10 protein-coding genes and 1 tRNA gene are annotated in these 13,089 nt (G+C 45.8%); 8 read left to right on the top strand and 3 right to left on the bottom strand.

The window, feature by feature from the left end; translation table 11 throughout:
* Positions 1 to 15 precede the first annotated feature (15 nt).
* Complete coding sequence (locus ACOIT5_RS07740) at positions 16 to 312, top strand: glycoside hydrolase family 97 C-terminal domain-containing protein (RefSeq protein ID WP_423130610.1); 297 nt, start codon at positions 16 to 18, stop codon at positions 310 to 312.
* A gap of 209 nt (positions 313 to 521) precedes the next feature.
* Here the strand turns inward: ACOIT5_RS07740 and ACOIT5_RS07745 are convergent.
* Positions 522 to 596: transfer RNA gene (locus ACOIT5_RS07745), tRNA-Val, on the bottom strand.
* Positions 597 to 804: 208 nt separating this feature from the next.
* Between ACOIT5_RS07745 and ACOIT5_RS07750 the strand changes: the two genes are divergently transcribed.
* The 6 genes from ACOIT5_RS07750 to ACOIT5_RS07775 all read left to right on the top strand — a co-directional run bounded on the left by ACOIT5_RS07750 (position 805) and on the right by ACOIT5_RS07775 (position 9,827).
* A complete protein-coding gene (locus tag ACOIT5_RS07750; RefSeq protein ID WP_423129902.1) occupies positions 805 to 3,312 on the top strand; it encodes a LamG-like jellyroll fold domain-containing protein in 2,508 nt (835 codons plus the stop codon).
* Positions 3,313 to 3,561: 249 nt separating this feature from the next.
* Positions 3,562 to 5,085 carry an SUMF1/EgtB/PvdO family nonheme iron enzyme gene (locus tag ACOIT5_RS07755; RefSeq protein ID WP_423129903.1) on the top strand — a complete coding sequence of 508 codons (1,524 nt, stop codon included), beginning with the start codon at positions 3,562 to 3,564 and terminating at the stop codon, positions 5,083 to 5,085.
* Between the two features lie 39 nt (positions 5,086 to 5,124).
* On the top strand, positions 5,125 to 6,453 hold the full coding sequence (locus tag ACOIT5_RS07760; protein WP_423129904.1) for a Gfo/Idh/MocA family protein: 1,329 nt from the start codon (positions 5,125 to 5,127) through the stop codon (positions 6,451 to 6,453).
* Between the two features lie 99 nt (positions 6,454 to 6,552).
* Positions 6,553 to 7,485, top strand: coding sequence for a glycosyltransferase family 2 protein (locus ACOIT5_RS07765; RefSeq protein ID WP_423129905.1), 933 nt, complete (start codon positions 6,553 to 6,555; stop codon positions 7,483 to 7,485).
* Complete coding sequence (locus tag ACOIT5_RS07770) at positions 7,485 to 9,566, top strand: tetratricopeptide repeat protein (RefSeq protein WP_423129906.1); 2,082 nt, start codon at positions 7,485 to 7,487, stop codon at positions 9,564 to 9,566. The genes ACOIT5_RS07765 and ACOIT5_RS07770 overlap by 1 nt, the downstream gene beginning before the upstream one ends.
* 12 nt (positions 9,567 to 9,578) lie before the next feature.
* Positions 9,579 to 9,827, top strand: coding sequence for an LPXTG cell wall anchor domain-containing protein (locus tag ACOIT5_RS07775; protein WP_423129908.1), 249 nt, complete (start codon positions 9,579 to 9,581; stop codon positions 9,825 to 9,827).
* 70 nt (positions 9,828 to 9,897) lie between these two features.
* On the opposite strand, the gene ACOIT5_RS07780 is transcribed toward ACOIT5_RS07775, so the two are convergent.
* Positions 9,898 to 11,193, bottom strand: coding sequence for an NCS2 family permease (locus ACOIT5_RS07780; RefSeq protein WP_423129909.1), 1,296 nt, complete (start codon positions 11,191 to 11,193; stop codon positions 9,898 to 9,900).
* Between the two features lie 10 nt (positions 11,194 to 11,203).
* Complete coding sequence (locus ACOIT5_RS07785; RefSeq protein WP_423129910.1) at positions 11,204 to 11,884, bottom strand: DUF5020 family protein; 681 nt, start codon at positions 11,882 to 11,884, stop codon at positions 11,204 to 11,206.
* 285 nt (positions 11,885 to 12,169) lie between these two features.
* Here ACOIT5_RS07785 and ACOIT5_RS07790 point away from each other — a divergent pair, with 285 nt between their 5' ends.
* Complete coding sequence (locus ACOIT5_RS07790) at positions 12,170 to 13,063, top strand: aldo/keto reductase (protein WP_423129911.1); 894 nt, start codon at positions 12,170 to 12,172, stop codon at positions 13,061 to 13,063.
* Positions 13,064 to 13,089 lie beyond the last annotated feature (26 nt).

Raw genomic sequence — 13,089 nt, forward strand, 5'->3', positions numbered from 1 at the left:
ATAAGCAGATGAAATATTTCAGGAAATTCCGACCGTTGGAGTGAGACAAAAGTTTTACCGAGCACAAGTATGGGTAATATTGTTCCCTTTGCTCGTCGTCGTGGCAATAAGTGGTGGATTGGTGTTATGAACGGAGCAAAGGAACAGATCGTTAATCTGCTATTTGATTTTCTCAAAAAGACAACAAACGCGATCTTTATTTGCAATAGCAAAGTGAATACCGAGATTGATCGTCATGAACGGTCGGTGTTGCCTCAGAATATATTGACTGTCATATTAATGCCAGGAGGCGTGTTTGTTGCTTGGCTGTAATTTTTCTGGTATTTATCAACTGTTATTTCTTTTTCGTCAAAAATGTTTTTCAATCGGATGGGCAACAGAATAGTTTATTTCAGGTTCTAAACTGCACAAATTGTCAAGATAAGGATAGGCGACTTACGTAATTGCGGGTGAGAATGAAACAAAAAATCCAGTAGATCAACGATTTACCGGATTTTGGTTCGATTTGGTAACCTGTTTTGTGGGTTGTACTGGATTCGAACCAGTGACCCCTACCCTGTCAAGGTAATGCTCTAAACCAACTGAGCTAACAACCCTTTTGTGACGACAAAAATACAAAATTTTCTATTCTAAAATCAGTCGGAATCAAATTTCATGAACCGGTATTGATAATAGGTTGTTAAACCGCTTGACACTCATCGTTCAAAACCCTGCTTTTTTTATCTTTGTTGGACAAATTTCTGAAGCATCATGTTAAAAAGGCTTTTCGTTTATCTGTTGGCATGGTTAACTTGGCTACCGTACATGGCTCAGCAGGCTGCGGCTGCCGAGGATGTTGTGTTCCGACATTACGACGAAAGCATCTTTGTCATCTCCAATTTTTCAGGAACAGATGCTATTCTCCCGGAATCCAGATCAGTCAGTCAGCTCCTTGATCAGAATATCGGCGGATTCCGGTTCTACCTGGATTGGGGACGCCAGGAAAATCAATTGGTGCTCCGCGATTCGCGCGGAAATTCCATGCCCTTCATCGACCAGCTTCAGCTGATTAAAGAGTTTCTCGACAATAAACCGGATAAAGTGCTTACGCTTTTTCTCGATTTCAATGTAAATGTGAATGAATTAACGGCTTTGATCGAAAAATCGGGGATTTATTTATACCTCTGCGAATACAATGCCCGAAACGGCTGGCCAACACTCAAAGAAATGGTAGAAACCGGGAAACGGCTGGTCATTTTCGGAATGCAGGAGCACCGGAACAGTCCGGACTGGCTGCATTATGTATGGGATTATGCCGTTGAACCCTACAATTCGGTTTTGGAAGCGCCGGTTTTTATTGGTGAGTTTCTGAAAGGCGACTCCCGGAATACGCTTTTGATTTACAATGATTACAATATCCCCCGGAAATCGGATAAGCAGGATCCCGCTTATTATAATATCACGCACAATCCTTACCTGATTGAACACATTAAAAGCGTTTGGACAAATACCGGGAAAACGCCCAATTTTATTTTTCTCGACCGTTACGAAAGCTGGATCATCCAGGTGTTGTACCAGTTACGCAGTTTTAAAACAATTAAGGGTACCGTCACGTTCAATGCCCAGCTTTTGAATTATGTGAGCTGGGAGGGGACTAACAGCCAGACAAGCGGAAAATATTCTTTTCCGGTGGGACCGGGTGAAAGTCTGACCTTAACGCCCCGAAGCCCGGGATACCGGTTTAAACCGGAGTCGGTCACCTTTGAAGAACCGGATCAAAACAAAAATCAGCACTTTGTAGGGATGCCCCTCGAAATTACAGATAACCTCGAAGCTTTTTACACCTTCGAAAATGGGGTCCGCGATTTTAGTATCAATAATTTCAACGGTAAAGCTGTCGGCGTGGAATACCGGAAAGATTCTGTCAGGGAGATGGTGGCCTGGTTCAACGGCAAAAGCCATGTTGTTTTGCCAAAGGCTGACGAGCTGAAATTGCGAGACCATGATTTTACGGTTTCGGCCTGGATTAAAATTGACGAATATCGAAAGGACAAGCGGGATTATTGCATACTGGGTACGCCCGGCGGCTCGTACCAGCAGAGTATTCACCTGGTTATTCGCAATCAGAAACCATATTTTGGCTTTTATTCAAACGACCTGCAGGGAAATACCCGTATTGAGGCAGGAAAATGGTATCACCTGGTTTGGCGTTACAGTAAACTGAACGGCGAACAGGCCATTTATGTCGACGGGAGACTGGATAGTCGCTCGGTTGGGCACCCTTCGTACAAAGGGCGCGATAATATTTATATGGGACTTGCCGGTTACGACCCGGTTTCGAACATGATCGGTTCGCTGGACGATTTAACCATCTGGTCACGTACGCTTGGAGAAGAAGAAATCTGGCGGCTAAGCAAAGACCTGGTTGAGTTGTCGCCGAAAAAAAACATTTTCATTCGGTTTCCCCTGCTTTCAAAAATAGGCTTGATTTTGATTTCACTGGTCATCCTGTTTCTGATTTACCGGAAGTTGCCCTTCCGGAATTACCGGAAACGATATCTTAATACCGAAAAATTACAGGAACTGGAAGAATCGGATCTGGATTATCCAAAGCGAAATTATATCCAGTTGTTTGGCGATTTTAAAGTGGTTGACCGCAGCGGCGAAGATATTACCAATCAATTTACACCTAAAATAAAACAGCTTTTTCTGTTAATCCTGGTGTATTCGCAACACCACCGGAACGGGATTTCAACAAAAGATCTCTCGGATATCCTCTGGCCTGACCTGAGTTACCAAAATGCAAAAAACAGCAGGGGAGTTACGATCCGTAAACTGAGGTTGATTTTACAGGCGCTGGATGAGGTAGAGGTGCTTTTTAATATCGATTGCTGGATTATCCGTTTTTCGGGAAGCGTGTATTGCGACTACGTGGAGTGCCTGAAACTTTTACATGAGAAGCATGATCAGCATCCGGATTTCTACCTGAACTTTTATAAAATTATACGTGCCGGCGAAGTCTTTAAAGGAGAATCGCATGATTGGCTGGACGATTACAAAGGAAATATCGGGAACAGCATTGTTGATGTGATCATGAAGTTTATTAACAAACTGGATCTTGAGCACGATCATGAACTCATCCTGAACCTGGCCGACCGGATCCTGGTAACCGACCCGGTCAACGATCAGGCGCTGTCGTTTAAACTGAAAGCGCTCGTCCTTCAAAACAACATGAATACGGCCCGCTTTACTTACGAAAAATTTGCCGCCCTGTACGAAGAACTTTATCATGAACGCCTGGCGCTAACTTTCGACGATCTTTTGAAATCGTAAACACCCAACCAAACAGGTTAATTGAATAGACGAACTGAAAAAAATCACTCTCGAAATTCAAGTTTTCCCGTATTTTATTAGTCCTTGCTAATCAGCGTTTTGCATCGGTATTTTTTTGATGATCCGACGAATTTAACCCATCGGTTAACCCAATGGTAATCCGTGTCTAAACGCTGCTTAAAAGGTGGCTAACTGGCCTGTATTAGATTTGGAGAACTAATTTGCCAGTAAAACTATATTGAACGGGAGATGAAATTCAAACTTAACAATCCTTTTAAAGGAGGCAAGGCGTATCTTTGGTTTATCCTGCTTGGGGTACTGGCCTGTATTTTTGTTCTTACCTTAAGCAATAAACTCATTCATTATACCGCGACCGACGAATACTGCATGTCGTGCCATGTGCATCCGCATGCCGAGCAAAGCTGGAGACTATCGACCCATTATAATAACCGTTCCGGTGTTGTTGTGCATTGTGTTGAATGTCATTTGCCGCCCAAAGGCGAAGGACACCTGCTGGCAAAGGCCAAACACGGGTTTAAGGATGTTTATGGCATGTTGTTTAAAGACAGCGCCGATTTTAACTGGGAAGAAAAAAGAAAGCTTGAACATGCCCGGAAGTTTGTTTACCAGGAATCCTGCCTGAAGTGTCATCAAAACCTGTTCCCGGCTACCTTATCGCCCGAAGGTGATGATGCACACCTGTATTACCTGACCAGTAAACAAGATTTAAGTTGCCTCAATTGTCACCTGCATGTCGGTCATTTCGACCCGAATGCCACACACGAGCATAACCTCAATTTTGGCCTGATCAACCAGGTGACCGAAATATATGATGAAGCGACGCCGGTAAGCAAATTCGAAGATTTTACCGAGAAGGTCCCCGGCACAGGGGTTGCTTTTAAAATGATTGCTGTTCCGGGCGGGACTTTTGATATGGGAAGCCCGAAAGATGAACCATTCCGGAAAGACGACGAAGGGCCGGTCCGTAAGGTAAAAGTTTCCCGCTTTTTCATGGCCGAAACCGAGGTAAGCTGGGATGAATATCTGGCCTTTTTCATGGCTACTTCGTCGCAGGGGCGGAAAGAATCGGTTGAAACAAACGAAGAGGTGGATGGCATTACCGGGCCCACGCCGCCCTGGGGAGCGCCCGATCAGGGCTGGGGCAAGGGCGACCGACCTGCTATTACCATGAGCTGGCATGCCGCCAATGTGTATTGTAAATGGTTGTCGCAGGTAACCGGTAAAAAATACCGCTTGCCCACCGAGGCCGAATGGGAATATGCCGCCCGTGGCGGAACAAACACGCCTTATCCGTTTGAGGGAAGCCCTAAAGATTACAGCTCAAAAGGTGTTTTCCGAAAGTTGTTTGGCCCCGATACGACTGTCATAAATTCGTATGTGGTTTATGAACTCAACAGCGGCGGGAAATCGAATGAACCGGGGGCCGTGCGGGCGAATCCTTTCGGATTGAAGAACATGCTGGGCAATGTGGCCGAATTTTGTCTGGATTTTTATGCCCCGGACACTTACAGTACGTATAAAGATGAACCTGTCGAAAATCCCCGGGGTCCGCAAAGCGGGAGGGAACGTGTGGTTCGCGGCGGATCGTTTAAAAGTGATGCCGGTGAGCTTCGAAGCGCCGCACGCGATTATACCCGGACCAAGGCCTGGTTGACGACCGATCCGCAGATGCCAAAATCCATTTGGTGGTACTCTGATAAAGTTGACATTGGATTTCGTGTTGTTTGTGAAGCAGATGAATCAATAGAATAATAAAAGGAGATAATCAAAATGACTGAGCAATCAAAAAATATGAATCGCCGGAATTTCCTGGGCGCCACGGCATTGGCCGGAATCGGAGTGTTGGGAGCAGGAGCGGTTTTATCGTCATGCAAATCAACCAAATCGAACCGTGAATTGGGCTTACCTCCGATTCTTTCGGCTGCTCCTGCCGGGAAAAAACTCCGCGCCGGTTTGGTTGGCGCCGGAAACCGCGGAACAGGAGCTGCCATCAACTTCATCAGCGCCGGACCCGATTTGGAGATTGTGGCTTTGGCCGATGTTTTTCAGGATAAAATTGATGCCTGTCGTGAGCGTTTTCAGAGCTACAAAAGACCAATCCCCGAAGAAAATTGTTTCGTTGGTTTTGATTCCTACAAGCAACTAATGGCACTGAAAGACGTTGATGTAGTGATTCTGGCGACTCCGCCGCAGTTCAGGCCCGAGCATTTTAAAGAAGCTGTTTTGCAAAAGAAACACGTTTTCATGGAAAAGCCGATGGCGGTTGACCCGGTCGGTATCCGTTCTATTATTGCCACCGCCAAAAAAGCCGAGGCAATTGGGTTGAACGTGGTTACCGGAACACAACGGCGCCACCAGGAAGATTATATTGAAACCTACAAACAGGTAGCCAACGGAGAAATCGGGAAAATTACCTCGGCAAAAGCATTCTGGAACCAAAACCATGTGTGGTTCCGCACCCGCGAAGAGGGTTGGGATGATATGACTTACATGCTCCGCAACTGGAATAACTTCTGCTGGCTGTGCGGCGATCATATCCTGGATACCCATGTACACAACATCGATGTGATCAACTGGTTCCTGGGTAAATATCCTGAAAGCGCCATCGGATACGGAGGCCGAGCCCGCCGGATTACGGGAGACCAGTACGACTTTTTCAGCATTGACTTTGAGTACGGAAACGGCGTCAGCTCTCACAGCATGTGCCGGCAAATTGATAATTGCGCCAACGGAACAGGAGAACTAATTATTGGAACTGAAGGATATACCAACTGCCAGAACACGATCTGGAACCTGGATGGTTCGGTGAAATGGAAGTATGCTTATCCGAAAGATGAAGAAGGGCAGGAGATGGATAAAGTGAAAATTCCTCCCTATGTACAGGAGCATATGCACCTGGTCCATGCTATTCGTACGGGTGAATATGTAAACGAAGCCGAACAAACAGCCTTTTCAACCCTGGCGGCAATTATGGGAAGAACAGCTGCCTACACGGGTAAAAAAATTGCCTGGGACGAAATATTTAAGTCAGATATGGACCTGGGTCCGAAAGAAATAAAACTTGGTCCGGTAGATATGGAATTTCCAGTTCCTGTTCCCGGAACGGCTCATAAAGCATAAACTGAACCAACTAAACCTTTGATTTGAGCTTTGTGTGAGCATTAGGATGGGGAGGCCGGAAGGCTTCCCGCATGCTAAACAAACTAAAAAACGGATGTCATGAAGATCTCGCTGGTAATACCAATCTATAATGAAGAAGGCCTGATTGATGAGTTGATCGGCAGGTCGGTGAAATCGCTGAGTGAATTTACCGACAGTTTCGAAATTGTAGTTGTCGACGATGGCAGCGCCGATGGCAGCCTGGCTAAATTGATCGGTCATCAGCAAGCCGACCGGCACATTAAAGTGGTGTCGCTGTCGCGGAATTTCGGGCACCAACCTGCTTTTACGGCCGGCCTGGAATATACAAAAGGCGATTATGTGGCCATGATGGACGGTGATTTGCAGGATCCGCCGGAGCTGTTGTTCCAAATGTACAGGAAACTGAGCGAGGGTCGGTTTGATATTGTCAGCGGAAAACGAATGGCCAGGAAAGGAAACCGGACGAAAAACATGGTGACTTCCATGTTCCATATCCTTTTTAAAAAAATGACCAGGATGGACGATCTCGAAAATGCCGGTAATTTTTCGATGATGAACCGGCAGGCGCTCACAGCCTTGCTCTCGCTGGAAGAACGGGTCAGGTATTTACCCGGCTTGAGGACCTTTATCGGGTTTCGGCAGGGTTTTGTGGAATACGTGCGTGAAGACCGACTGCAGGGTGAGCCCAAGATGAATATGCGAAAGCTGCTTGTTTTAGCGGCCGATGCCATTTTTTCATTTTCACGCCTTCCTATCCGCATCTGTTTGGTACTTGGCCTGGTAGGAACCATTGTTTTTATGCTGGCCGGCTTTTATGTGCTGATTTCCAAAGTTTTGGGCTATGCTATTTTGGGCTGGTCATCAACGGTGCTGAGTATTTATTTTTTGGGATCCATCCAGTTGATTTTTTTAGGGGTGGTTGGCGAGTATGTTTACCGGATTTACAAAGAATCGCAAAAGCGACCGCTTTATTTTATTAAAAAGATTTACGAAAACGAAGAAGAAGCCTGATGAGTGAACGTCGCCTGAAAATAGTATTTTTTATTCTCGCATTCGGACTGCTGGCAGCTTTACTGCTCATCAGCCGCGATGCCGGCATTTCGGGCGACGAGGAGGTTCATCACGAACATGCCGAAAAAGTGTACCATTATTATGCGTCGATGGGCAAGGTGCAGGACGCACTCAGTACACCTAAAACGCACTTACAATATTACGGGCAAACACCCGACAACCTGGCCGTGATTTTGATTCACTGGTTTGGTATTCAGGATGTTTTCGGGTTCAGGCACCTGTTCAGCAGTTTTCTGGGCTGGCTGGCCATTTTTGTTACCGCCTTGTTTGCCCGTTGGCTCAAAGGATATGGCGCGGCCATTTTAACGCTGGCCCTTTTTGCCGTGTCACCCCGTTTTTTGGGCCATTTACAAAATAATTTAAAAGACATTCCTTTTGCCCTGGCTTATATTGCCGGAGTATTCTATATACTGAAATTAACCTATACCAAGTTTAAGTCACAACCAACGATTACGATTTCACTTTTAATTGCAAGTATTGCTTTTTCCGTCGGTATCAGGGCAGGAGGAATTTTATTGGCTTTTTATCTGCTTTTTGCAGGCTTTCTATATTTTTTTGCAGACTATATTCAAACCAGAAAGCTTGACTGGCTGCATGCTTTTAGGACCGTTATTTTTTTATTGATCATTTCGTCCGCGGGTTATTTAATTGGCATTTTGCTTTGGCCTTACGCGTTGCAGAACCCGCTGGTGAACCCCTGGCAATCGTACCAAAAGATGACTCATTTCCCGACAACCATTCAGCAAATATTCGATGGAAACTTCATCTGGTCGGATTATCATCCCTGGTACTATTTGCCCAGGTATATGGCGATTACCATCCCGGTGATTGTGTTTGCCGGAGTGATATTGTTTCTGGTTTTTTCGGGAAGGATTATTGAAAAAAAGCACCGGCTGAGTTATGGATTCATTGTTTTTTCCATTCTTTTCCCGCCGGTTTTTGTCATTCTTAAAAATGCCAACCTGTATGGCGCCTGGCGGCATTTCATTTTTGTTTATCCGGCGGTCGTTCTTTTGTCGGCGATTGGTTTTCACGGGCTTTTCCAACGGTATAAAAACGCGGTTCTCCGGGGAATAATGGCTGTTGCTTTTATTTTCCTGGCTATTCACCCGCTAAAGTTTATGGTCAACGCGCATCCGTATTATTATTTATACTACAACCAGTTTACCGGCGGGCTAAATGGCGCCTACGGAAAATATGAAACCGACTACTATTACCATACCATGCGGAGCGGGGCCGAGTGGTTACAGGCCCATCTGAAAGAAAAAGATCAACGCGGGAAAGTTGTCGTCGGTAGCAATTTCCCGGTAAAGTGGTACTTCAGGAATGAACCCAATGTGGGGTTTCAGCATTTCTCTTATCACCAGCGAAACGATTTCAACTGGGATTACGCCATTATCGGGAACAGTTATATTCATCCCGAACAATTGCGGAACGGGAATTTTCCGCCCGAGGGGACCATCCATCAGGTGATGGTGGAGGGAGTTCCGGTTTGTGTTGTTGTAGAACGAAAATCGAAGTTTCCGGCAAAAGCGGCAAAAGCATTTGAAAATGAAGATTATGAGGAGGCTGTTGGCTATTACCGGAAAGCGCTGGAGAGCTATCAAAAAGATGAACACCTTTATTATAAGCTGGGAAAAAGTTTAAATTTGCAGGGAAATAACCGGGAATCGCTTGATGCAGTTAATCAATCGCTGGCCATTAATGCAAACTATGAACCGTCGCTAAAGCTTTCGGCTCAGCTGAAAATGGCGGCCGGCGATTACCTTGCTGCGAAAACAGATCTGGCGAAATTGATCGGGACTAATAAAAAGTATTTCAGCGCCTATGTTGATCTGGCAAAAATCTACCAGCAGGAAGGAAAGCTGGCCGAAGCGCGGGAAACGTTGAAAAAGTGTTTGCGGGTCAATTCGCGGTATAAGCCGGCTATTTTGGCGCTGGCCGATACTTACCGGGAGTCTCACCCTGAAATTGCAGGAAAATATGATGAATTGGCAAATTCAATAAACAGGTTTAATTAAAATAACATACGCATGAAAAAGTTAATGATTATTTTGGCCATGACGGTATTTCTGGCCTTTGGAAATGTAGATACTGCTGTTGCCCAGCAGGAAGATTTGTTTGAAATGGAAGATACCCTGTCGATTGATGACATGGATCCGGTATTTTACGAAGCGGAGCAGGGAGCTGAAAACAGTAAATCGACCGTTATTATTGTCATTGTGGTTGTTGCTGTTGCAGGAGGCGCTGCCTACTATGTAATTAAAAAGAAGAAAAAATAACGACGACCATTTTCTGGAAACAAAAAAAGCTCCCTGAACTGAGGGAGCTTTTTTTATGGTTTTTCAGGCGTTAATGAATAAAAAACTTGAGCACAAACAAGAACGCCAGCACGTACATGACGACGGAAACTTGTTTGAACTTACCTGTCAATACTTTTAACAAAACATACGATAACATCCCGAACACGATCCCTTCGGCAATGCTGTAGGCCAGCGGCATCATGATGATGGTCAGGAATGCCGGGATTGATTCGGTAAAATCGTCCAGGTCGACTTTCAGGATTGGCGACAACATAAACAAGCCCACAACGACCAACGCCGGCGCTGTTGCGGCGCCCGGAATCATCGTGAACAAAGGCGCAAAGAATAAGGCGATCAGGAATAATCCGGCCGTGGTTAACGAGGTCAGCCCGGTACGGCCGCCTTCGGCAACACCGGCTGCACTTTCAACGTAAGTGGTTACCGTGCTGGTTCCCAGTATCGCACCGCAGGTGGTACCAACAGCATCGGCAAACAGTGCCTGTTTGACCCGGGGTACGCGGCCTTCCTTGTCGAGCATGTTGGCTTTTGATGAAACGCCAACCAGCGTACCAACCGTATCGAACATATCAACAAACAGGAAGGTGAACAGGACGATCAGCATATCGATGCTCAATACCTGGGAGAAATCAAATTGCCAGAAAATCGGCGCAACGGATGGCGGTATATCCACCAAATGACCTTCAGGAAGGTGGGTCACTCCAAACGGGATCCCAACCACGGTGGCGGCAAAAATACCAATCAGCAAAGCGCCTTTTATTTTCAGGGCCAACAGAATGCCAATCAGCACAATGCCAAAGAAAGCCACTAAAACAGGGGCGGAACCCATGTCGCCCAGGCCAACCAATACGGCATCGTTGTTGACAATAATTCCGGCATTTTGTAAACCAATGAAGGCAATGAACAAACCAATACCCGCCGAAACGGCATGTTTCATCGATAAGGGGATGGCGTTGACAATCAGTTCGCGAATATTAAAGGCCGTTAAAATAATGAAAATAATCCCTTCGAGGAAAACTGCAGTCAGCGCAAATTGCCAGCTGTAACCCATTCCCAAAACAACGGTAAATGCAAAAAACGCATTCAAGCCCATTCCCGGGGCCAGGGCAAAGGGCAAACGGGCAACCAAGGCCATCACCAGGGTGGCAATGACCGACGAAAGGGCGGTTGCCGTGAAAATAGCATGTTTGTCCATTCCGGTTGCACTCAATATACCGGGATTAACGGCCAGGATATAGGCCATGGTCATAAAGGTAGTGATACCTGCCAGAACTTCGGTTTTTACCGTCGTTTTGTTTTCATCGAGTTTGAAGAATTTTTTGATCATGGGGTATCAGTTAAAAGGTGTATTTCACAGCCAGGGTCGGGTTCACCTGGAAACCATCTTTAGCAAAATTATTGCTGATCTCAATCTCGGTACCGGCAGCAAAATTAGGGCAGAAATTATACCACAACTGAGGTTCGGTCAGGAAACGGTAATCAGTTCCCCAGAACATTTCTTCTTTCCAGAAATCGGCGAAACCTGTAAAGGCAAGTTTTCCTTCCAGCATTTTAACCGTCCAGACTGCGGTAAGCTGAAAGGAAGCATCTTCTTTATCTTTAATGTATTTGTAGTTTCCCTGTAAGGTCAGGATCCTTGAAAAGTCGGCAGAAGCCCAGGTGTGCTCAATACCAGCCAGCCAACAATGTTCAATCGGAATAAACGTGTTTCCGCCAATCGACATGGTACCGCCGTTGAATTCTGCACGCGGCATAATCGCCTGGGTTTCTTTCCACTTAAAGGCACGGGCAATTTCCCAGTAAGCCAACGAAATACCATTATCAACATTTCGCTCGTCGGTGCCGTAATCCATATCAATAAAAAAGAAGGTTGAACCGTATTTGTCGGGCCGGAACATTTCAACCGTGGTCGTAACCAGTTTGCGATTTTCGCCAAAGTCGTAATGGAGTTGCACATTCTGAGCATATGCTCCAAGGGTGAAAACAGAAACAATCAGGATCAGTAGAATCTTCTTCATTGTCTTTTAATTTAAGAGTTTAGTAAATTTTTGTAACCAAAAATAACAAAAAACTGAGTTCGACTTAAAGCCTGATTTGTTTTAAAACAGCCCAAAGAAAGGGGAGGAGTAAAAATCTTAGTCAGGGTAAAACTATCTGAATCGTTTGATTGTTCTTTCAGTATGGTTAATTGATTGATTATTATTATATTTCGAAAGGTTTATTTTATGCTGTTCTGATGTCTGGCATTCAATGTCCTTAAAAAAATAGTTATAAACCGTTATTAACAACTAAACTCGTTTCACATGAAGAATATCACGCGCAGGGAGTTTATGAAGACAGGAGCAGCCGGTTTGGCGGCCGTCTCAGCCGGTTTTACCTTTTCCGGTTTTTCGTATACCCCACCATCGGTGATCGACCAGGTAAACCTGGGCAAGTCCGGTTTGAAAGTTTCACGCCTGGCGCTGGGAACCGGAACGAGCGGCCATGCCCGCCAATCGGATTTTACCCGTATGGGCTTTGATTCATTTATCCGTATTGCCCGTACGGCACACGAACGCGGCGTTACCTTTATTGATACGGCCGACTCGTACGGAACTCACGACTTTGTCTCGCGTTTCTTAAAAGAAGTGCCGCGCGATCAATGCCAGATCATGACCAAAATCTGGACAACGGAGACCAGTTGGAACAAGCTAACTCCGGTGTCGCAAACGCTTGACCGCTTCCGCAAGGAACTGAATACGGATTATCTCGATCTCGTCCTGTTACATTGCATGACCAGCGGCGACTGGATAAAAACGAAGGCCGGCATGCGCGACGAACTGAGCGCAGCCAAGCAAAAAGGACTGGTAAAAACCCTGGGCGTTTCGTGTCATAATTTTGATGCCATGAAAGTTGCCGTTGAAGACCCCTGGGTCGATGTCATCCTGGCCCGGATCAACCCCGGGCAGGTAGCGATGGACGGCAGCCCGGAACAAATTATGGCGCTGTTAAAAACAGCCGCTGATCATGGAAAAGGGGTGATTGGAATGAAAATTTTTGGTGCAGGTGGATGGACAAATTCGGATCAACGACAAGAATCGATTAAATTTGCCATCGAAAGCGGAAACGTTCACGCCATGACGCTTGGGATGACTTCAACAGAGCATGTTACGGATGCTGTTGACCGGATCATGGCCGTCGTTAACGCGGGCAAATAACCATCGCTAACCTGAAAAAAACTGAT

Source organism: Gaoshiqia hydrogeniformans, assembly GCF_049347105.1.
GTDB lineage: Bacteria > Bacteroidota > Bacteroidia > Bacteroidales > Prolixibacteraceae > Gaoshiqia > Gaoshiqia hydrogeniformans.